Annotated in this window: 5 protein-coding genes (1 of these 5 only partly in view); all 5 read left to right on the top strand. The window is 76.4% G+C overall.

Annotated elements, in window-relative coordinates; genetic code table 11:
• Positions 1–16: 16 nt before the first annotated feature.
• Positions 17–1591, top strand: coding sequence for a LuxR C-terminal-related transcriptional regulator (locus P2424_RS23655; protein ID WP_276477741.1), 1575 nt, complete (start codon positions 17–19; stop codon positions 1589–1591).
• A 75-nt stretch (positions 1592–1666) separates the two neighbouring features.
• Entirely contained in the window at positions 1667–2884 is a 1218-nt protein-coding gene (locus P2424_RS23650) for a cytochrome P450 (protein ID WP_276477740.1), read from the top strand.
• Positions 2885–2968: 84 nt separating this feature from the next.
• Positions 2969–4288 (top strand): nitric oxide synthase oxygenase, encoded by a 1320-nt coding sequence (locus tag P2424_RS23645; protein ID WP_276477739.1) that lies wholly within the window; start codon positions 2969–2971, stop codon positions 4286–4288.
• Positions 4285–11709 carry a type I polyketide synthase gene (locus tag P2424_RS23640; protein ID WP_276477738.1) on the top strand — a complete coding sequence of 2475 codons (7425 nt, stop codon included), beginning with the start codon at positions 4285–4287 and terminating at the stop codon, positions 11707–11709. Before P2424_RS23645 ends, P2424_RS23640 begins: the two co-directional genes overlap by 4 nt.
• A protein-coding gene (locus P2424_RS23630) for an SDR family NAD(P)-dependent oxidoreductase (RefSeq protein WP_346660113.1) crosses the window boundary here: on the top strand, positions 11699–23653 show its 5' portion. Its footprint extends 3024 nt past the window's final position; only the first 11955 of its 14979 coding nucleotides appear in the window; the start codon lies at positions 11699–11701; its stop codon lies beyond the right edge, outside the window. Before P2424_RS23640 ends, P2424_RS23630 begins: the two co-directional genes overlap by 11 nt.

Genomic DNA, 23653 nt, shown 5'->3' with positions numbered 1-23653 from the left:
GTACATACCCTTCTCCGTGGCGCGATCCTTCCGCCGGGAGGAAGTCCCTGTCCCCGACCACGACGTCCCCGACCACGACGTCCCCGACCGCAACGGCCCCGACTTCGACGCGGTGCTGCACGAGCAGCTCGCCGGCCCGGACCACCGGCTCGCCGAGATCAACGGGGAGCTGGCCAGGATCGGTACCTGCGATCCGGGCGCGCTGGCACTCCTGCTGGAGGCGAGCCGGTGCTATCTGCAGAAGAGCGACCATCTGCGGCAGGAGTACTACGCCGCACAGGCATTCGAGCGCGCGGCCGCCTTCGGTGACCGCGGTGCCCTCGCCGAGGCGGGCATGTCGCTCGCGCTGGCCGGCTGCTGGACCGGCGGACTGTACACGGCCCGGGTGCACGCCGACCGGGTGGCGGCCCACCTGGACCGCGCCGACGACGCCACCGTCGGCCGGCTGCTGCCGTTACTCACCGACCTGTCCTGGGTGGAGAGCCAGCTCCAGCGGCTCACCGAGGCCGAGGCGCACCAGCGCCGCGGCATGCGGATCGCCGAGGCGCTGGGGGAGTGGCGGCACGCGCTCCTGCTCCGCGTCCTGCACGGTGCCACGCTGCGTGAACTCGGCAGGCTCGGCGAGGCCGAGCAGCACACCCTGCACGCCCTGCGGACCGCGGAGACCCGCGGCCACCCGGACCTGGTCGAGACGGCGCTGATCGCGCTCAGCGAGATCGCCCTGGAGGCGGGCGACAACGAGCGCGCCCGGGAGCTGGCCGAGCAGGCGCGGACCGTCACCCCGTTCCGCGGCCCGTTCGAGAACGCGGCGCTGGCGCTGATCGGGATGACGATGCTGCGCACCGGGTCGCTGCGGGACGGCCGGGACACGGTGCTCGAGGCGGTGGGCGGCAAGCGGCTGCCGCTGGTCCCGGTCGTCGGCCGGGCCCGCGTCTACGCGGTGCTGGCCTCGGCGGACTCCTCACTCGACCAGCACGGCGAAGCCCGCGAGTGGAGCCGGCTGGCCATGAGCAGTGCGCTGGCCTGCGGCATGAACCGCGCCCACGGCTACGCCCAACTCGCCCACGCCGAGGCGGTGCTCGGCTCCGACCCGGACAGCGCACAGCGAGCGGCCGACGCCGCGTGCGTGGCCTTCGAGCGCGACCGGGCCCGGCTGGGGCTGGCCGCCGCGTACCTGATGGCCGGGGCGGCGCACGGCCGAAAGGGCCGCCGCCGCGCTTCCCAGACGGCCCTGGCCCGGTCGGAGGAGCTCTACCGGTCCTCCGCCGCACCGGTCGCGGCGGACAACGTCCGGCTGCTGCGGGCGGCCGGACGGTCGGCCCCCGTCGGCGACGCGGGCCGGGGGACGGGGGTGATCGAGTGCCTTTCCCCGCGCGAACTGCAGGTGGCCCGGCTGATCGCACGCGGCAGCTCGAACCAGCAGATCGCCAGCGCGCTCGACATCAAGCTGAACACCGTCCAGGTCCACGTCGGCCGGATCCTGCGCAAGCTGCGGGTGGGTTCGCGGGTGGCGGTCGCCCGGGTGGTCACGCTCGCGGAGTCGACGGCGGCAGCCGACCGGACGGCCATGCCCGCGGGCGGGGGTAACTGATTCTCGTTATTGGCAGGTTCGCTCACCGGCCCATAGGTTCGAGACGCCCTTGAGGGACAGGAGAGGTGGAAGCGTATGACGACCTTGACCGGGCCCGGCCGCGAAGTCCTCGACATGTCGTTCTTCCAGGATCCGTACGCGGTCTACGACCGCCTCCGGGTGGAAGGACCCGTCCACGCGATGCGGACCCCCGACGGTATCGACGTCTGGGTGATCACCCGCTACGAGGAGGCCAAGGAGGCCCTCTCCGACGCCCGGTTCACCAAGGACTTCTCCGGTGTCCCGGACATCTTCGCGCAGCAGAGCACCGGTGTGTCGGCGCACGAGGGATACACCGACATCCTCACCAAGCACATGCTCTTCGCCGATCCGCCGGACCACACGCGGCTGCGCGAACTGGCCGCCAAGGCCTTCACCCGCCGCCGGGTCGAGGCACTGCGTCCCGAGATCCAGCAGATCGTCGACGGCCTGCTGGACACGATCTCCGCCGCGGGCGAGGTCGACCTGCTGCGCTCCCTCTCCTTCCCGATGTCGATGGCCGTGACCTGCCGGCTGCTGGGGATCCCGCCGGCCGACGAGGACGCCTTCCGCACCTGGACCGAGACGATCTTCACCACCAACGATCCGGCCCGGATGAACGAGGCGGTGCGCGGGGTCGACCAGTACCTGGTCGACGTCATCGAGGCGAAGCGGGCCGACCCGGCCGACGACCTGATCACCGCGCTGATCAACGCCCGCGAGGACGGCGACCGGCTCAGCGACCGCGAACTGGTCTCGACCTGCGCGCTGATGTTCGTCGCCGGATACGAGACCACCGCCAGCATGGTCGGCAACGCCGTGCTCGCGCTGCTGAAGAACCCGGACAAGTTGGCCGAACTCAAGGCGGACCCGTCGCTGATGCCCAACGCGGTGGACGAACTGCTGCGGTTCGACGGCCCGGTCAACGTGGCCACCCTGCGCTCCACCGCCACCGACGTGACCGTCGCCGGTACCACCATCCCCAAGGGTCAGTTCGTCCTGGTCTCGCTGATCGCCGCCAATCGCGACGGTGAGAAGTTCCCGGAGCCGGCCCGACTGGACTTCACCCGGCCGCTGGGCGGCAGCCTCGCCTTCGGGCACGGCATCCACTACTGCCTCGGCGCACCGCTCTCCCGGGTGGAGATCGAGGTGGCGCTGAGCAGGCTGCTGGCCCGCTTCCCGGACCTGGGCCTGGCCCGGGAGCCGGAGACCCTCCAGTGGCGCAACAGCCTGCTGGTCCGCGGCCTGAGCACACTGCCGATCCGGCTGCACTGAGCGAGCCGCTCCGCCGGCCGCGGGCGAGGGCCCGGGGAGCGGCGCACTGACGGGGAACAGCGGGGGCATGGGAACGGGGAAGCCTTGCTCAGTGAAAGTCTCTTTCGGCGTGCCGTCGAACGCTCCACCGGCGCCGCCCCGCTCGCGGCGGAGGCGCCGGCCGCCTCGCCCGGCCGGGACACGGCCCGGCTGCTGGACGAAGCGGAGCGGTTCGTCGGCCTCTTCCACAGTGAGGGCGAGGGGCAGGACGACGGTTCGGCCGCCCGGCGGATGGCCGACATCCGCGCGGAGGTGGACGCCACCGGCACCTACACCCACACCCGGGCAGAACTCGCCTTCGGGGCGCGGGTGGCCTGGCGCAACAGCAACCGGTGCATCGGCAGGCTCTACTGGCGCAGTCTGCGGGTGCGCGACCGGCGCGCCACCCGGGACGCGGCGGACATCGCGGCCGAGTCGGTCAAGCATCTGACGGAGGCGGGCGGCGGCGGCCGGATCCGGCCCACCATCACCGTGTTCGCCCCGGACGGGCCCGACACCCCCGGACCGCGCTTCCACAACGAGCAGCTCATCCGGTACGCCGGATACCGGCAGCCGGACGGTACGGTCCTCGGCGACCCGATGAACACCGGCCTGACGGAACTGGCGCTGCGGCACGGCTGGCCCGGCGGTCCCGGCACCCGCTTCGACGTGCTTCCGCTGGTCGTCGAGACCCCGCGGGACGGGATCGAGGTGTTCGAACTCCCGCCGGAAGCCGTGCTGGAGGTCGAGCTGTCCCACCCGCGGTACCCCTGGTTCGCCGCACTGGGGCTGCGCTGGCACGCGGTGCCCGTGATCTCCGCGATGGACCTGGAGATCGGCGGCATCCGCTACCCGGCCGCCCCGTTCAACGGCTGGTACATGGGCACCGAGATCGGCGCCCGCAACTTCGGGGACACCGACCGCTACGACATGCTGCCCGTCGTCGCGGCGAAGATGGCGCTGGACACCAGTTCCGACACCTCACTGTGGCGGGACCGGGCGATGGTCGAGCTGAACGTCGCCGTCCTGCACTCCTTCGCCCGGGCCGGCGTCAAGATCACCGACCACCACACCGAGGCCAAGCGCTTCCTCACCCACGTCGAGCGCGAGGAGGAGGCGGGCCGCAGCTGCCCGGCGGACTGGTCGTGGATCGTGCCGCCGCTCTCCGGCTCGGCGACCCTCGTCTTCCACCGCTACTACGACGAGGGCGATCTGCGCCCCAACTACCTGCACCGGGCCTGCCCCGTCACCCAGGAGCAGGCCCCGCCACCCGGTGGCCACGGCGACGGCCCGCGGCCGACGCCCGGACCGCACCCGGGGCCGCCACCCGGCGCGGACCGGCGGGCGGCGGACGGCCCGCCGCACCCAGGGGGGATCACCGGATGACGCGGGAGAACGCACCCGTCGACCGGATCGCGGTCGTCGGGGTGGGGTGTCGTGTGCCCGGAGCCGACGGGCCGGCGCAGTTCTGGGACAACCTGGTCGCCGGGACCGACAGCGTGGCCCGCCCGTCGGAGCGCCGCCGCACCGCGCCCGTACCGGCCGGGCCCGGACTGCCGGACGAGGGCGGCTTCCTGGACTCCGTCGACGAGTTCGACGCGGACTTCTTCGGGATCGCCGACCGCGAGGCGGCGGCCATGGATCCGCAGCAGCGCCTGGCGCTGGAGCTGGCCTGGGAGGCGATGGAGGACGCCGGTGTCGTACCCGGCGCACTGCGCCACCGGCCGGTCGGCGTGTTCGTCGGCTCGCTGTCCGACGACTACGCGCTGCTGGCCTCCCGGCACGGCTCGGCGGCGCTGTCCCACCACGCCACGACCGGACTGCAACGCGGCGTGATCGCCAACCGGATCTCGCACCACCTGGGGGTGCGCGGCCCCAGCCTGCTCGTGGACACCGGGCAGTCCTCCTCGCTGGTCTCGGTCCAACTGGCGTGCGCGAGCCTGCGCGCCGGGGAGTGCGAACTGGCAGTGGCCGGCGGGGTGAACCTGGCCCTGGTGCCGGACACCCAACTGGCCGCCGCCCGCCTGGGAGTGCTCTCCCCACGCGGCCGCTGCCGGGTCTTCGACCGGGACGCCGACGGGTTCGTCCGCGGCGAGGGCGGCGCGCTCGTCGTGCTCAAGCCGCTCGCCGCCGCGGTCGCCGACGGCGACCGGGTGTACTGCGTGATCCGCGCCGCCGCGGTCAACCACGACGGCGCGGGTGAGGAGATGGCCGCACCCGACCCGCGGGCCCAGAGCGAACTCATCAGGTCCGCGCACCGGGCCGCCGGGACGGACCCCGCGGATGTGCAGTACGTGGAACTGCACGGCACCGGGACACCGGCCGGCGACGCGGCCGAGGCGGACGCGCTCGGCGAGGTCTTCGCCGACCGCCCCGGCGGACCGTTGGCAGTGGGCTCGGTGAAGACGAACATCGGCCACCTGGAGGGCGCCGCCGGGATCGCCGGACTGGTCAAGACGGCCCTGGCGCTCCACCACCGGGAGCTGCCGGCCAGCCTGCACTTCACCGCGCCCGCCGACCGGCTTCCGCCGCACGGCCTGCGGGTGCAGACCGCGACCTCGGGCTGGCCCCGTCCGGAAGCCCCGCTGGTGGCGGGCGTCAGCGCGTTCGGTATGGGCGGCACCAACTGCCATGTCGTCCTCGCCGCGCACGACGAGGACGTACCCGTGCCCACCGCCGACGCCACGGAGCCGCTGCCCTTCCCGCTGTCCGCACGGACACCCGGGGCGCTCGCCGCGGCGGCCCGCGCACTGCGCGCACACCTGGCGGCCCGGCCCGGGCTGCGCCGGGTGGACGTGGCCTGCACGCTCGCCACAGCCCGCACCGCGCACCCCTGCCGCGCGGTCGTCCTCGCCCACGACCGGGCGACCCTGCTGGCGGGGCTGGACGAACTGGCCGACGCCGCCGACCCGTCCTGCGCCACCGTCACAGGTCACACCCCCGCCGCCGCCTCGCCCGTCCAGGAGCGCACCGACCGGTTCCTGGCGGGTGAACAGACCGACTGGCATGCGGTGTTCGAACAGTACGCACCGGTCCGGGTGCCGCTGCCGGGCTATCCCTTCCAGCGCCGCCGCCACTGGCCCACCGCGCCGGCCGCATCGGCCGAAGCCGAGGACGCCCCGGCGGCACGGCCCGCGCCGGCGCGAGCCGCCGATGCCGCCCCCGGCGCCCAGGAGCCGCCGCTGGCCGCGGTACTGGAGCTGGCCGCCGGAGTGCTGGGCGCGGCGGTCGCACCCGACCTCCCCTTCCGGGACCAGGGCTTCGACTCGATGATGGGCCTGGAGCTGCGCGATCTACTCGAGGAGCGGATCGGCGCCGACCTGCCGGTCGCCCTCCTCTACGACCACCCCACGCCCGCCGCGCTGGCCGAGCACCTGGCGAGCACGCCGGACCAGGAGCCGGCCGCGGCCGCCCCGGCGACGAGCGGGCAGCCGGCCGCACCGGCCGCACCGGCCGCGTCCGAGGAAGCGGCCGACCCGGTGGTCGTCGTCGGCATGGGCTGCCGGTTCCCCGGCGGAGTGGAGAACCCCGAGGACCTGTGGCGGCTGCTGGCCGACCGCGTCGACGCGATCACCCCGCCGCCCGCCGAACGCGGCTGGCAGCGGATGGACGTCAGCGGCCTGCGCCCCGGCGGATTCCTCACCGGCATCGACCGCTTCGACGCGGAGTTCTTCGGCATCTCCCCCCGGGAAGCGGCCGCGATGGACCCGCAGCAGCGACTGTTCCTCGAAGTGGCCTGGGAGGCCGTCGAGCGCGCCGGCATCGTCCCCGGGACGCTGCGCGCCACCCGCACCGCGGTCTTCGCGGGCGCCACGGCCCAGGACTACGGCGCCCGGCTGCACGAACAGGCCGACGCGGCGGGCGGATTCCTGCTCACCGGCGGCACCCCGAGCGTGCTGTCGGGCCGGCTCGCCTACGTGCTCGGCCTCTCCGGCCCGGCCCTCACCGTCGACACCGCCTGCTCCTCGTCCCTCGCCGCGGTGCACCTGGCCTGCCGATCGCTGCGCACCGGGGAGTCCACCCTCGCCCTCGCGGGCGGGGTCACCGTGATGCCGCTGCCGGGCATGTTCACCGAGTTCGCCCGGCAGGGTGGGCTGTCGGCCGACGGCCGCTGCCGGGCGTTCGGCGCCTCGGCGGACGGTACCGGCTGGGCCGAGGGCGCGGGCGCCGTGGTGCTGGAGCGGCTCTCCGAAGCCCGCCGCAACGGCCACCCGGTGCTGGCGGTGGTACGCGGTACGGCGCTGAACTCCGACGGCGCCAGCAACGGACTCACCGCACCCAGCGGACTGGCCCAGCGGCAGGTGATCGCCGAGGCGCTCGCCGACGCGGGGGTGCTCGCGCACGAGGTGGACGCCGTCGAGGCGCACGGCACCGGTACCGCGCTCGGCGACCCCGTCGAGGCGAGCGCGCTGCTGGCCGCCTACGGAACCGGCCGGCCCGCCGACCGGCCGCTGCTGCTCGGCTCGGTCAAGTCCAACATCGGACACACCCAGGCCGCCGCCGGACTGGCCGGGCTGATCAAGATGGTGCTGGCGCTCGGGCACGGCGAACTCCCCGCCACCCTGCACGCCGAGGAACCCTCGCCGCACATCGACTGGGCGTCCGGCGGCCTTCAACTGCTCACCCGGGCCGTGCCCTGGCCGTCGGCCGGCCGGCCGCGGCGGGCCGGAATCTCATCCTTCGGCATCAGCGGCACCAACGCGCACGTCGTCCTCGAACAGCCGCCCCGCGCCGAGCCGCTCGCGGCCGCCCCGCAGCAGCCGGGGCCCGGCGGCCCGGTGGCGCTCGTGCTCTCCGGCCGCACCGAGCAGGCGCTGCGTGACCAGGCCGCCCGGCTGCACACCGAACTGGCCGCGCGCGCGGACCGGCAACCGGCCGATGTCGCCCACTCGCTGCTGACCACCCGCACCCGCTTCCGGCAGCGTGCCGCGGTCACCGGCACCGGCCGGGACGCGCTGCTGCGCGGTCTGACCGCCGTCGCCGAGGGCACCGCCGACCCCTCCGTCGTGCTGGGCAGCGCCACCGAGGACCACCGTCCCGTCCTCGTCTTCGGCGGCCAGGGCGCGCAGTGGGCCGGCATGGGGCGCGAACTCCTCGACGCGGCGCCGCCCTTCGCCACCTCGATCGACCGCTGCGAGCAGGCCCTGTCCCCGCACGTGGACTGGAGCCTGACCGGAGTACTGCGCGGCGAACCGGGGCAGCCCGGAGCGGACCGGGTCGACGTGGTGCAGCCCGTGCTGTTCGCCACCATGGTCGCGCTCGCCGAACTGTGGCGCGCGCACGGTGTGGAACCGGCCGCCGTGGTCGGCAACAGCCAGGGCGAGATCGCCGCCGCGTGCACCGCCGGGGCGCTGAGTCTGGAGGACGCCGCGCTGATCGTCGCCCGCCGCTCGCAGGCCCTGGTGGCACTGGCCGGGCGGGGCGCCATGGCCTCCGTGGCGCTGCCGACCGACCGGGTGCGTGCACTGCTGTCGCCCTGGGGCGAGCGGGTGTCGGTCGCCGTGCGCAACGGCCCCGGTGCCACCACCGTCTCGGGGGAGCCCGAAGCGGTCGCCGAGGTCGTGGAGCGCTGCGTCGCCGACGGTGTCCGCGCGAAGCTCGTCGCGGTCGACTACGCGTCGCACTCCGCGCAGGTGGCCGAGCTGGAGGAGCGGCTGCGCACCGACCTGGCCGACGTACGCCCCACCGCCCCCCGCATCCCGATGATGTCCACCGTGGACGCCGCCTTCGTGCGGGACGCCGCACTCGACTCCGGCTACTGGTACCGCAACCTGCGCGAGACGGTCCGCTTCGACGAGGCCGTCGGCGCCCTCCTCGACGCCGGGCACCGCGCCTTCGTCGAAGTCAGCCCGCACCCGGTGGCGCTCTCCGGGATCGCCGAGTGCGCCGACGAAGCAGCCGCGGACGTCGTCCTCGTGGAGACGCTGACCCGCGACGAGGGCGGGCCGGAGCGGTTCCTGCGGTCACTGGCCAAGGCGGACGCGCACGGACTGCCGGTGTACTGGTCCGAGACCGTGCGGGGCACCGCGGTCCCGCTGCCGACCTACCCCTTCCAGCGGGAGTCGCACTGGCTCCCGGTCCCGGCGGGCGCCGGCGACCTGTCGGCGGCGGGACTGGAGTCCGCGGCGCACCCCCTGCTGGGGGCCGCCGTCGAACTCGCCGACAGCGGCACCCTCGTGCTGACCGGCACCCTCTCGGTCGAGGAAACACCCTGGCTGGCCGACCACGCGGTGCTCGACACCGTGGTGCTGCCCGGTACGGCCTGCCTGGAACTGGTGCTGTGCGCCGCCCGCCGGGCCGGCTGCCCGGTGGTCACCGAACTGGTCCTGGACCAGCCGGTGGTGCTGCCCGCCGAGGGTGCGCTGACCACCCAACTGGTGGTGGCGGAGCCCGACGGGGAGGGCCGCCGCCCGGTCACCGTGCACACCCGCGCCGACGCCGAGGGCGCGCAGTGGGTCCGGCACGCCACCGCGGTCGCCGGACCGGACACCCCGGACACCCCGGACGCGGCGGCCCCGCTCGCCGCGTGGCCGCCACCGGAGGCGACCCCGGTGCCGGTGGCCGGGCACTACACGCGGCTGCGGTCGCTCGGGCTGGACTACGGACCGGTCTTCCGCGGCCTGCGCTCGGCCTGGTCCCGGGACGGGGACCTGTGGCTGGAGGTCTCCCTGCCGGAGAGCCCGCAGGCCGCACCGCGCGGGTTCGGCGTGCACCCGGCGCTGCTGGACGCGGCGCTGCACGGGATCTGGCTGCGCGACGGCGACGCGGGAACCTGCCGGCTGCCCTTCTCCTGGACCGGGGTTCGGCTGTCCACGACCGCCGCGACCACCCTGCGGGTACGGCTCGCGGCCGTGGGCGAGGACGGCGCGGTGGCGTTGTCCGCCTGGGACGAGGACGGGGCCCCGGTACTCACCGTCGACCACCTCGCGCTGCGCCCGGTCTCCCCGGGACTGCTCACCGCGGACGTCGGTCTGTACGCGCCGGACTGGATGCCGGTCGCCGAGCCGGACCCCGCCCCCGCCGCCGGCGCGGGGGAGGAGGACCCCGTCGTCCTGGGCACCGAACTGCCCGCCGCGGCGCCCGCCGTGGCCGTCCTGAGCTGCCCGGCCGGGGAGGACCCCGCGGCCGCGGCCGCCCGGGTGCTGGAGCGGGTGCGCGCCTGGGCGGGGGAGGAGCGGTTCGCGGCGTCCCGGCTCGCGGTGGTGACCACCGGCGGCGACGGCGGGCTGTCCGACCCCGGCCACGCCGCCGTGTGGGGACTGATGCGGTCGGCGCAGACCGAGAACCCGGGCCGCTTCCTGCTGCTGGACACCCCCGAAGCCGCGCCCGACCCGGCACGGGTCGCCGCCGCGCTGGCCACCGGTGAGGCGCAACTGCGCGACCGGGACGGCCGGTTCGAGACCCCGGTGCTGCGCCGCAGCACCGAGTCTCCTGTGCTGCGCCGCAGCACCGGGACCCGGCAGTCGGCCCCGACCCCTTCGCTCGGCGGCACCGCGCTGATCACCGGCGGGACCGGCGGGCTCGGCGCACTCGTCGCCCGCGAACTGGTCACCGCGCACGGCGTGCGCCGGCTCCTGCTGCTCAGCAGGCGCGGCCCGCACGCACCCGGAGCGGACGGACTCGTCGACGAACTGGCCGCGCTGGGCGCCGACGCCGAGGCGGTGGCCTGCGACGCGGCGGACCGCGAAGCGCTGGCCCGGGTCCTGGAGACCGTCCCGGACGGGTACCCGCTCACCACGGTGGTGCACGCCGCGGGTGTGCTGGAGGACGGTCTGGTGTCCGCCATGGACACCGAGGCGCTCCACCGCGTGATGCGGCCCAAGGCGGCGGCCGCGCAGGCGCTGCACGAGCTGACGGCACACCTCTCCTCGGTCACCGCGTTCGTGCTGTTCTCCTCGGTCGCGGGCCTGCTGGGCACCGCCGGGCAGGCCAACTACGCGGCGGCCAACGGCGCGCTCGACGCGCTGGCCAGGACCCGGCACGCGGCCGGGCTGCCCGCGACGTCGATCGCCTGGGGACTGTGGTCCCGGCGCAGCGGCATGACCGGCCAGTTGGACGACACCGCCGTGCGCCGGCTGGCGGCCGCGGGCATCGGGGAGCTGGAGACCGACGCCGGACTGCGGCTGTTCGGCGCCGCGCTGCGGGAGACGGCTCCGCTGGTGGTGGCCGCCCGGCTGCACGGCTCGGGCACGTCCGGCATGCTGCGCGGCATCGCACCGGCGCGGCCGCGCCCGGCCGCGCGCCAGGAACCGGTCCACTCGGTGACCGAGGAGCTGACCGCCCTGCCCGCGGCGCAGCGGCGCTCCCGGATGGTGGCCCTCGTCGGCGCGCACACCGCGGCGGCGCTCGGGCACGGCGCCTCGCACACCGTCGACGCCGACACCTCGTTCAAGGCGCTCGGCTGCGACTCCCTGATCGCCGTCGAGGTGCGCAACCGGCTCGCCGCGGCGACCGGGCTGCGGTTGCCCGCCACCGTCGTCTTCAGCCACCCCACCCCCGGGCAGCTCGCCGCCTGGCTGCTCGACCGGTTGGCGCCCCCGGCGGAGGACGCGCGGCGCGCCGCGGGCACACCGGACGGCACCGCCGCTCCCGGCCCGGCACCCGACCCCGTGCCCGCCGCAGCGGACGGGCCGTCGCGCACCGGTGCCGAGGAGATCGCGCACATCCTGACCGACGCCGACGTCGACGAACTCTTCGCACTGATCGACGCCGACCCGGACGCCGGACCCGGCGAAACCGCTGCCCTCGACGACTCCGGCGCCCTCGACGGCGCGGTCTCCCCCGGAAGGAGCCCCGATGGCCGATGAGCAGGAACTCGTCGCCTACCTGCGCCGGGCGACGGCCAAGCTCCAGCAGACCAGGCAGCGGCTGCACGCGGTCACCGAGGCGGCCCACGAGCCCGTCGCGATCGTCTCCATGGGCTGCCGCTACCCCGGCGGGGTGCGCGGTCCGGAGGATTTGTGGCGGCTGGTGACCGAGGAGAGCGACGCCGTCGGCCCGCTGCCCGGCGACCGCGGTTGGGACCTGGACGCACTGGTCGACCCGGAGCCCGGAGTGCCGGGCCGGACCTACGCGTCGGCGGGCGGCTTCCTCGACGACCCCTACCGGTTCGATCCGGTGTTCTTCGGCATCAGCCCCCGTGAGGCGGCGGCCATGGACCCGCAGCAGCGGCTGCTGCTGGAAGTCTCGTGGGAGGTCCTGGAACGCGCGGCCGTCGACCCGGACTCGCTGCGCTCCAGCGCCACGGCGGTGTTCATCGGCGCCATGGGCGGCGAGTACGGGCCGCGGCTGAGCGACGCGGCCGGCGACGCCGCCGGATACCTGCTCACCGGCACCTCGCTCAGCATCGCCTCCGGACGGCTGGCGTTCCGCTACGGGCTGCACGGCCAGGCCGTCACCGTGGACACGGCCTGCTCCTCGTCGCTGGTCGCGGTGCACCAGGCGGTGCGCGCGCTGCGGCTGGGCGAGTGCGACCTGGCCCTGGCCGGCGGCGCCACGGTGCTGACCTCGCCGGGCGTGTTCGTCGAGTTCGCCCAGCAGCGCGGCCTGTCCCGGGACGGGCGGTGCAAGTCCTACGCCGCGGCGGCCGACGGCACCGGCTGGGCCGAGGGCGCCGGACTGCTGCTGCTGGAGCGGCTCTCCGACGCCCGGCGCAACGGCCATCCGGTGCTGGCCGTGGTGCGCGGCGGCGCCGTGAACTCCGACGGTGCCAGCAACGGGCTCACCGCACCGAGCGGACCCGCGCAGCAGCGCCTGATCGCCGACGCGCTCGCCGACGCACGACTGGACCCCGGCGACGTCGAGCTGGTCGAGGGGCACGGCACCGGCACCACCCTCGGCGACCCGATCGAAGTCGAGGCGCTGCGCGCCGGATACGCGGACCGCCCAGCCGACCGGCCGCTGTGGCTGGGCTCCCTGAAGTCCAACATCGGCCACGCCCAGGCGGCGGCGGGCGTCGGCGGCGTGATCAAGACGGTGATGGCGCTGCGGCACGGAGTGCTGCCGCGCACCCTGCACGTCGACCGGCCCACACCGGAGGTGGAGTGGGCGGACGGCCCGGTGCGGCTGCTGACCGAGGCGCGGCCGTGGCCGGAGACCGGCGGACCCCGCCGGGCCGCGGTCTCGGCCTTCGGCATCAGCGGCACCAACGCCCATCTGCTCCTGGAACAGGCCGACGAGCAACAGGACGGGCCCGGGGAGGGGTGCCCCGACGCGCCGGCGGGGACCACCGGGCCGGTGCCGATCGTGCTGTCCGCCGCGACCCCCACCGCGCTGCGGCGCACGGCCGCGGACCTCGTCGCGCACCTGCGCAGCCACCCGGAGACCGGCCTGGCGGACACGGCCCGCACCCTGGCCTGCGGCCGGGCCGCGCACCGCCACCGGCGCGCCGTCCTGGCCGCGGACCGCGACGACCTGCTGCGGCAGCTGTCCGCACCGCAGGAACCGGGCACCGCGGCGCCGGTGGTGTTCGCCTTCGACGCCCGCGTCCCGGAGCCGGAGGCGCGGCTGGCCGCGCTGCTGGCGTCCGAGCCCGCCGCCGAGGCGTTCGCCGCCGAGTGCGGTGCGGACGCGCCCGCCGCCTTCACGCTGCTGCACACCCTGGCCCGGCTGCGGCTGAGCTGGGGCCTGCTGCCCGAGGCCGGATACGCGTGTGCCGCCTCGGCCGGCCTCGCCCTCGCCGCCGCCGGCGGGTGCGATCTGGCGACGGCGCGCCGGGTGTGGGACGAGCCCGCCGCCGCCGACGGACTCACCGGTGCCTCGTTCCCCGTGCGGCCGCTGGCCGAACTGCCGCCGGACGCGGTCGCGCTGGCCGGTGAGCCGCCGCTCGAGTCGCTGTGCCGCGCCTGGGAGGCCGGAGCCGCCCCGGACTGGACGGCCGTCTTCGCCCGGCGCCCCGGACGCGGCGTCGTCCTGCCCACCTACCCGTTCGAGACCGCGCACTTCCGGCTCGAGACCGAGGGCGCCGCCGGGCCCGCGCGGCGCCGGGAGGCCGGAGAGCCGGGCACGGTCGCCGCGCAGACCCGCGAGATCGCCGTCACCGGTACCGAGCCGTTCCTCGCCGACCACGTGGTCCGGGGGGTGCCGACGCTGTCGGCCGCCGCGGGCAGTCTGCTGGGCCTCGCCGCCCTGCGGGCACTCGACCCGGACGTCACCGGGCTGCGCCGGGTCAGTTTCGACCACCCGTGCGAGGTGCCGGGGCCGCGGACGCTGACGGTGAGCGCGCGGACGGCCGACGGCGGCCGGTTCGCGCTCGGCGCCGACGGCGTCACCTGCAGCGCGGGCAGCGCCCTCACCGGGCCCGCCCCCGCACCGGCGGAACCGGCACACGCCGACGGCGGGACCGTCCTCGACCACGACCGCTGCTACGCGCTGCTGGGCGCGGGCGGGCTGGAGTACGGCCCCGGGCTGCGCGGCCTGCGCACGGTCACCGTCGGGGACGGCACCGCGGTCGCCGACCTCGCGCCCCCGGCGGGAGCCTCCCGGTTCGACCGCGAGGCGGCTGTGCTGGACCTGGCGATCCAGGCCGCGGCCGTGTCCGTCCTGCACACCGCCGAGCCGGGCACCCTGCTGCTGCCCGTCGCCGTGGACACCCTCGTGATCGAGGCCCCCGTCGCCGCCGCCCGCACCGTGGCTCTGCGCACCACGGCCGACCAGGGGCTGGTCCGGGCCGACATCCAGGTGCTCGACCGGCACGGTTCGGCCGTGGCCCGGCTGGCCGGCGTCGCGCTCCGCACCGCTCCCGGCCGCGGCGCCGCCCTGGTCGCCCGGCACTGGGAGACCGGCCCGACGGTACCCCGGCCCGGCCGACTGACCGGCACCTGCCTGCTCTTCGGCGGGTCCGCCGCCGACACCCCGGACGCCGCCGACACCGCGGCCCCCCGGCCGCTGGGCACCCAGGTGGTCACGGTCACCGAAGGCACCGCCTTCCGGCGGGTGCACCGGCTGCGCTACGAGATCGCACCCGGCCGCGCGGAGCACTGCACCCGGCTGCTGGCCGACCTCGCCGAGGACGGCCTCACCCCCGACCGGATCCTGCACACCTGGGCGCGGGGCGCGGACCCGGACACCGTCCGGGACGGCGACCTGGACCGCGGCGTCCGCTCGCTGCTGCGCCTGTGCCGCGCCCTGCTCGCCACCGCGCCCCCCGGCCCGATCCGGATCGTGGTGGCGCACGACGGCGCCCCGTCCGCGCTCGGCCTCGACGGGCTCGCCCGCACCGTCGCCGCCGAGGACCCCAGGCTGCGGATCAGCCTGGTCGAGGGGCCGGACGAGGTGCTGCCCGCGGAGTTCGCCGCGAGCGACCCGGTGGTGCGCCACCGGGACGGAGTGCGGCAGGTGCGCCGCCACCGGCAGGCCGCGGCGGACGGCATCCCGTGGGCGCCGCGGGACGGCGGGGTGTACCTGATCACCGGCGGCGCCGGCGGTGTCGGACTGCGCATCGCCGCGAGCCTCGCCGAACGGGCCCGCGTCCACCTGGTGCTGACGGGCCGCTCGGCCCAGCCACGCGCGGAGGCCCGCGCGGCGCTCGACGCGCTGGCGGACAGCGCCCTGTCGGTCACCTACCGGGCCGTCGACGTCACCGACCGGGCCCGGGTGGCGGACCTGGTCGCGCAGGTGCGGGCGGAGCACGGCGGGATCACCGGCGTGGTGCACGCCGCCGGGGTGCTGCGCGACGCGCTGCTGGCCGACACCACCGACGCGGACCTCGACGCCGTGCTGGCCCCCAAGCTCTACGGCGCCGAGGCCCTGAACGTGGCGACGCTGGACGAACCGCTGGAATTCTTCGCGCTGTTCACCTCGGTCGCCGGGGTCGTCGGCAACCCCGGCCAGGCCGGCTACGCCTACGCCAACGCGGTGCTGGACGCGGTGGCCGAGCGGCGTGCCGCGACCGGCGCACCCGGCCGCACCGTGGCGCTGGCCTGGCCGCGCTGGCGGGACGCCGGGATGCGGCAGGGGGAGCGGTCCGCCGCGCACCTGCGGGCGCGCTACGGCCTCGGCGACCTGTCCGGCCGGGAGGCGGCGGCGGCCTTCGCCGCCGCGCTCGGCGCCGCTCCGGGCGCGCTGCTGGTCGTACCGGGCGATCCGGCGGCCACCCGCACCGCGCTGGACGCCGTCCGGGTCGAGCCGTCGCCCGCGACCGGGCCGCACGGACCGGGCGGCGGCTCCGCGGGGCTCGCGCACTCCGCGGGGCCTGCCGGCGTGTCCGCCGCGGGACACGAGGACACCGGGCGGACCGAAGCGGACCGGGACCCGGCGGAGTCGGCTCGGCTGCTGCTGCGCGCCCTGGTCGCCGAGCAGACCAGGCTGGCGCCCGACCAGGTCGAGGACAGCGTGCCGCTCGAACGCTACGGCCTGGACTCGCTGATGGTCACCCAGCTCTCCGCCGAGTTGGAGATCAGGCTGGCCACCGGGTTCGACAAGACACTCTTCTACGCGCACCCCACCCTCGCCGAACTCGCCGACCACCTGGCCGTCGAGTACCCGGAGGCGCTCACCCGCCTCCGTCCGGAGCCGTCCGAACCGTCCGCAGCCGCCCCCGAACCGCTCGCCGCCGCCGAACCGATGGCGTCGTCCGCGCCGTCCGCGCCGGACGGCGGACACCGGCCCCCGGCGACGACCGCACCGCGCCCCGCGCGGGCCGGGACCTTCCCCGTCGCGGTCATCGGGCTCAGCGGACGCTATCCGGACGCCGAGGACCTGGACGCCTTCTGGGACAACCTGGTGGCCGGCCGCGACGCCGTCACCGAGATCCCCGCCCGGCGTTGGGACCCGGACCGCGACTTCCACCCCGAGCGCGGCACCCCCGGAGCCAGCTACTCGCGGTGGGGCGCCTTCCTCGACGGCGCCGACCGGTTCGACCCGCTGTTCTTCGACATCTCCCCGCGCGAGGCCGCGCTGATGGACCCGCAGGAGCGGCTGTTCCTGCAGACCGCCTGGCACGCCGTGGAGGAGGCCGGATACCGGGCGGCCGACCTGGCCCGCCGACCGGTCGGGGTCTTCGCCGGAGTGATGCACGGCCACTACCAGCTCTACGGCGTCGACGCGATGCGCGCGGGCAAGCCCGTACCCGGCTCCTCGCACGCGGGCGTCGCCAACCGGGTGTCGTACACGCTCGACCTGCGCGGTCCCAGCGTCGGCGTCGACACGATGTGCTCCTCGTCGCTGACCGCGCTCCACCTGGCCTGCGCCTCGCTGCGCTCCGGAGAGTCGGAACTCGCGCTGGCCGGCGGGGTCAACCTGTCGCCGCACCCGTACAAGTACGTCTTCCTCAGCCAGGGCAGGTTCCTGTCCACCGACGGCAGGTGCCGCGCCTTCGGGGCGGGCGGCGACGGCTATGTGCCCGGCGAGGGTGTCGGAGCCGTGCTGCTCAAGCCGCTGGACCGGGCCCTGGCCGACGGGGACCACGTGCACGGAGTGATCACCGGGCATGCCGCGGCACACGGCGGCCGCACCAACGGCTACACCGTGCCCAGCCCGGAGGCCCAGCACCGGGTCGTGGCCGCGGCGCTGGAGTCCGCGGGCATCGACCCCGCCGCCGTCTCCTATGTGGAGGCCCACGGCACCGGTACCGGGCTCGGCGACCCGATCGAGATCTCCGGCCTGGCCAAGGGGTACGCGGGAGCGGAGAACATCGCCGTCGGGTCGGTCAAGTCGGGTATCGGGCACCTGGAGTCCGCCGCCGGGATCGCGGGCCTGACCAAGGTGCTGCTCCAACTGCGGCACCGCAGGCTGGTGCCCTCGCTGCACGCCGATCCCCCCAACCCGGACATCGACCTCGCGCGCACCCCGTTCGCGGTACAGCGCACGGCCGCCGCGTGGCCCGCGACGCAGGACGGGCCGCGCCGGGCCGGGCTCAGCAGCTTCGGCGCGGGCGGCGTCAACTGCCATCTCGTCGTCGAGGAGGCGGACCCGGTACCCACAGCCGCGGAGCCGGCCGAGCGGCAGCACCGGGAACCCCAGCTGTTCGTGCTCTCGGCCCGCGAGGAGGACCGGCTGCGCGTCTACGCCGCCCGGCTGGCCGCGTTCCTGCGCACCGCCCGCACCGAACTGGCGGACATCGCCCACACCCTGCGGGTCGGCCGGGAGCCGATGGAGCACCGGCTCGCCGTCGTCACCGGCAGCGGCGCCGAACTGGTCCGCGCGCTGGAGGCGTTCGCCGCGGGCCGCGACGGTGCGGACGGGCTGCTGACCGGCCGCGCCCCGCGCATCGGGACCCCGCGCACCGGTGCCGCCCCGGCCGCGGCACCCGGGCAGGACCCGGGAACCGGCCCGGACTCCGCCGCCGAGCTGTCCGCGCAGGCCCGCGCCTGGGTCGGGGGAGCCGAACTGCCCGCACGGCGCCCCGGCGGACGCCGGGTGCCGCTGCCGCAGTACCCGTTCGCCGAGGAGCGCTACTGGGTCGACCTGCCGCAGCACGCCGAGGAGCCGGACGAAGCGCGCGGCACCGAGCACGTCGTACGAGCCGGCGACCCGCTGCTGCGCGACCACCTCATCCGCGGTGTACGGCTGCTGCCCGGCAGCGCCTGCCTGGAACTGGTGCGCGCCGCTGCCGAGGCACGCGGCCGCGGACCGGTGCGCGGGTTGTCCTCGATCACCTGGGGCAGCCCGATCACCGCGGAGGACGGCGAGCGACGGATCCGGGTGGTCCTCGGAGCCGGAGCCGGCTCTGGGGCCGGGGCCGAGGAGCGGACGGCTTTCGACGTCGTCGGCGAGGACGGCGGCGTGCACGTACGCGGCACCGTCGACTTCGGCCCGCCCGAGCCCGCCCCCGCACCGCTCGACCTCGCGGCGGTCCGCGACCGCTGCGCCGAGCGGCGTACCGGCGCCGAGGTGCACGCCTGGTACCGCGCCGCCGGGTTCGGCTACGGGCCCGCGTTCGACGTGGTCGAGGAGGTGCGCAGCGGGCCGCACGAGGCGCTGCTGCGACTCGCGGCACCGGCGGGCGGCGCGTCCGGTGCCGGGGGGCTGCTGGACCCGGCCCGGCTCGACGGGGCGCTGCGGGTGTGCCACTGGGCCGGCGGTCCGCCCGAGGGCGAGCCCGCCGTCCCGTTCAGCACCGGCGCCGTGCGCTTCCGCGGCCCGCTGCCGGAGGTCTGCTGGGCGCACGCGGTCGTGCGGCCGGGTACGGACCCGTCGCAGTTGCGGTACGACGTGACGGTCACCGACGCGGACGGCCACGAGGTGCTGCGCGTGGCGGACTTCGCCCTGCGCACGCTGAACCGGCCGGCGCCGGCGCCGGCGTCCGAACCGGACCGCACGGCATCGGCTCCTCCGGTGAGCGGCCCGCCGGAGACGGCCGACCGTCCGCGGCCGGCGACCGCCTGGTACCGGCCCGTGTGGCGGCCCGCGGAACCGGCGGCACCGGTGGATCCCGCACCGACCCTGCTGCTGTGCGCCGCCGACCCCGGCCGCACCGTCGACGGGCCGTGGCCGCGGGTGGAGCGGGTTGCCGAACCCGCGGACCTGGCGGCGGCCGTGCAGCGCGCCGAGGGCGCGCTGGACGTGCTGCTGGCATGGGGGCTGGAGGACGGCTCCGGCCCCGGGCACGGCGCGCTCGCCGCTCTCGGACTGGCCCGGTCCGGTGCCGGCCGGCGGGTGCGCTGTCTGGCCGTGGCGCCGGAGGACGGCCCGCCCGAGCAGGAGGCCGTCGCCGGGTTCGCCCGGTCCAGCGGTCGGCATTTCCCCACCTTCCGACTGGCCACCCTGCGGGTCGGCCCGGGAGTCGACGCCGTTCGGGCGGCCGCCGAGGAGTTCGGCGCTCCGCACGGTGCGGAGCTGCTCCGCCGGACGGACGGCCGGTTCGTGCGGTCCGTGGAGCGGCTGGCCGGACTGCCCGCCGTCCGGCCCGCACCGCTGCGGGCCGGCGGCAGCTATCTGATCACCGGCGCCACCGGGGCGCTCGGCCGCTGGCTGGCCGGGGAACTCGCCCGGCGGTACGCCGCCCGGCTGGTGCTGGTCTCGCGCGGTGCCGAGCGGCACCCCGAACTGGCCCGCCGGGTGGCCGAACTGGGCGGTGCGGCGGCGCTGGTCTCCGCCGACGTGGGCGAACCGGCGGGAGCGCGGCGCGCGGTGGCCGAGGCCACGGCGCGGTTCGGCTCCCTGGACGGGGTCTTCCACCTCGCCGGGGTCTCCGACGACACGCCGCCCACCGAGGTGGACCCGGGCCGCTTCGCCGCCGGCATGGCGGCCAAGGCCGAGGGGACCGCACATCTCGCCGCCGCGACCGCGGACCGGCCGTCCACGCTGTTCGTCGTCTTCTCCTCGCTGGCCTCGCTGCTGGGCGACTTCGGCGGCGCCGGATACGGCACCGCCAACCGGTTCGCGGACGCCTGCGCCCTGCGCCGGGCCGGCGCGCTCACGCTGGCCTGGCCGCTGTGGACGGTCGGCGGACTCGACGAGCGGCTGGACGAGGCGCAGTGGGCGGCCTACCGGGCGCTGGGCTTCGCCCCGTTCGCCCCGGACACCGGCTGGGCGGCGCTGGAGCAGGCGCTGGCCGCCGACGAGCCGTGGCTGATACCCGCCGTGGGCGACCAGGACCGGATCGCCCGTACCCTGAGCGCCCCCGGCACCGCCACTCCGCGGCCCGACGCGCCGGCGGACGCCGGGCCCGCGCGGGACGCCCGGCGTGCCGCCGCTCCCGGCGAACTGCGCGCTGTCGCGGTCGAGATGCTGCGCACCCGACTGTCGACCGTCCTGAAGGTGCCGGCGGAGCGGATCACCGAGACCGAGACCCTGGACCGGTTCGGCATCGACTCCGTGATGATCATGGAGTTGAACGCGGCCCTGGCCGACTCGCTGCCGGACCTGCCGCAGACGCTGTTCTTCGAGCACCGCACCCTCGGCGCACTCGCCGACCACCTGACATCACACCACTCCGCGGAGCTGCGGCGACTGCTGCCTGACCCGAGCCCGGCACCGGTCCCGGAGCAGGCGGCACCGGACCCGGCCGCGCCCGGCACCCCGGCCCCCGCCCCGGTCCCCACGGCAGCCGCCGCGCCCGCGCCGCCGCACTCGTCCGCGCGTGCCGCCGAAGCGGACGACATCGCGATCATCGGGATCAGCGGGCGCTACCCCGGGGCCGACGACCTCGACGCGTTCTGGTCCCGGCTGCGGGCGGGTACCGACGAGATCACCGAGATCCCCGGCGACCGCTGGGACGCCTGGGCCCACCACGACCCCGAAGGCCGCGCGCCGGACTCGATCACCGGCCGCTGGGGCGGCTTCCTGTCCGCCGTCGACACCTTCGACTCGCGGTTCTTCCGGATGTCCCCGCCGCAGGCCCGCGCGATGGACCCGCAGGAGCGGCTGTTCCTGGAGACCGCCTGGGCGGCGCTGGAGGACGCCGGATACCCGCCGAGCCGGCTGCCCGCGGCCCACCACGCCGACTCCGGCCTGGACGTGGGCGTGTTCGCCGGGGTGATGTGGGGCGACTACGCCACGCTCGCCGCCGAGGAGTTTTTCCGCGGCAACCCCGTCTCCGTGCCCGCCAACCGTGCCTCCGTCGCCAACCAGGTCTCCTACTTCGGCGACTTCCGCGGCCCCAGCCTGACCGTCGACACGGCCTGCTCCTCCTCGCTGGTCGCCGTGCACCTGGCGGCGGAGAGCCTGCGCCGCGGCGAGTGCGCCTACGCGCTCGCGGGCGGGGTCAACGTACTGGCACACCCCCTGAAGTACGTGAACCTCAGCAGGATGAACATGCTCGCCGCCGACGGACGGTGTCGCTCCTTCGGCACGGGCGGCACCGGATACGTGCCCGGCGAGGGTGTGGGCGCCGTGCTGCTCAAGCCGCTCGCGGCGGCGCGCGCCGACGGGGACCGCATCCACGCGGTGATCCGGGGCGACGCGGTCAACCACGGCGGCCGCACCAACGGCTACACCGTGCCCAACCCGGCCGCCCAGCAGGCACTGATCGAGCGGGCCTGGCACGCGGCGGGACTCGACCCGGCCGACGCCGGCTACATCGAGGCGCACGGCACCGGCACCGCGCTCGGCGACCCGATCGAGCACGCGGCGCTGGAGCGCGCCGTCGCCGGGCGCGGCCTGGCCGTCGGCAGCCGCGCCCTCGGCTCGGTCAAGTCCAACGTCGGCCACCTGGAGGGCGCGGCGGGTATCGCGGCGCTCACCAAGGTGGTACTGCAACTGCGGCACCGGGCCCTGGCGCCCTCGCTGCACTCGGCCACCACCAACCCGAACATCGACTTCACCAGGTCGGTGTTCGCCGTGCAGCAGGAGCCGGCCGCCTGGCCGCGGACCGCACCGGACCGGCCGCGGCGCGCGGGGATCAGCTCCTTCGGCGCGGGCGGCACCAACGCGCACCTGGTCGTCGAGGAGTACCGCGACGAGCGGGTGCCGCCCACGCCGCGCGACCACCCCGAGGTGCTGGTGCTCTCCGCGCTCACCGAGGACCGGCTGCGCGTGTACGCCGGGCGGCTGGCAGCCGCGCTGTCCGCCGGCGACCCGCCTCCGCTCGCGGACGTGGCCCACACCCTGACCGCCGGCCGGACCGCGATGCGCCACCGGCTGGCGCTCACCGCCCGGGACACCGAACGGGCCGCGGCGCTGCTGCGCGCGTTCGCCGCGGGAGAGCGGCCGGAGGGTGTCTTCACCGGTGACGCGGACGCGCCGCACGCCCTCGGGGACGTGCTGGCCGGCACCGAGGCCGGTGCGGAGTTCGTCCGGGGGCTGCTGCGCGAGGGGCACAGCGAGCGGCTGGCGCGGCTGTGGGCCTCCGGCGCCGACCTGGACTGGTCGGTGCTGCCCACCGGTCCGGTGCCGCCGCGCACCGTGTCGCTGCCGACCTACCCCTTCGAGCCCGAGCGCCACTGGCTGACCACGACTGCGCCCCGCGCCGCCGCACCCCGCGCCGCCGCGGAGGTGCCGCCGCTCGTGGTACCGCCCACCGAACCGGTCGTCGCCGAGCACGAGGTGGCGGGGGAGCGGGTACTGCCCGGCGCCGCGCATCTCGCCCTGGCCGCACACGCCCTCGCGCCGGGCCGGACCGCGTTCGCGGTGACCGCGGTGCGCTGGCAGGCGCCCGTGGTGGTCGGCGACCGGGCCGCGCGGCTGGAGCTGTCGACCGGGCCCGCGGACGACGGGATCGCCTACGAACTGCGCGAAGGGGACGGCGTCCGCTCCCGCGGCGTACTGCGCACCGAGCCCTCCCCCGAGCCGGCCCGGGTCGACCGCGCGGCGCTCACCGCCCGGTGCGCCACCGCGGTGGACCCGGCGGGGCTGTACGCGCGGCTGCGCCGGGACGGGCTGCGCTACGGGCCGTTCTTCCGGCTCGCCGAGTCCGTCCGTACGGGCGACGGCGAAGTCCTGGCCCACCTGCGCGCCGAGGCGCCGGCCCCACCCGGGTACGCCGTGCACCCCGGGCTCCTGGACGCGGCGCTGCACGTACTGGCCGCGGTGGTGGCCACCGAGGACGCGCCGCCGATGCCGTTCGCCGCCGACCGGGTGACCGTCCACCGGCCGCTGCCGCACTCCTGCCACGTGCACGGAGCGGTGCGCGACGGGAGGTGCGACGTCACCGTGTTCGACGACGAGGGCACCGTCTGCCTGACCGTCACCGGGCTGGTGCTGCGTACCCGCGCCGCGGCCGGACCCGACTTCCTGCACGTGCCGTCCTGGACGGTGGCGCCCCCGGTGCCGCAGGATCCGGCGGCGCGGCACCCGGCGGAGCAGGGCCCGGCGGACGAGCAGCCGGTGCTGATCGTCGCCGGGGCGGCCGACACCGCGCTCGCCGACCGG

This window comes from Streptomyces sp. WMMB303, from assembly GCF_029351045.1.
Lineage (GTDB): Bacteria > Actinomycetota > Actinomycetes > Streptomycetales > Streptomycetaceae > Streptomyces.
The sequence above is the reverse complement of the archived record's forward strand: the minus strand, read 5'-3'. Positions and strand labels throughout refer to the sequence as shown.

Excerpts from the sequence above, each read along its gene's own strand:
- P2424_RS23640 (WP_276477738.1), top strand. The coding sequence starts at position 4,285 with ATGACGCGGGAGAACGCACCCGTCGACCGGATCGCGGTCGTCGGGGTG.
- P2424_RS23650 (WP_276477740.1), top strand. The coding sequence starts at position 1,667 with ATGACGACCTTGACCGGGCCCGGCCGCGAAGTCCTCGACATGTCGTTC.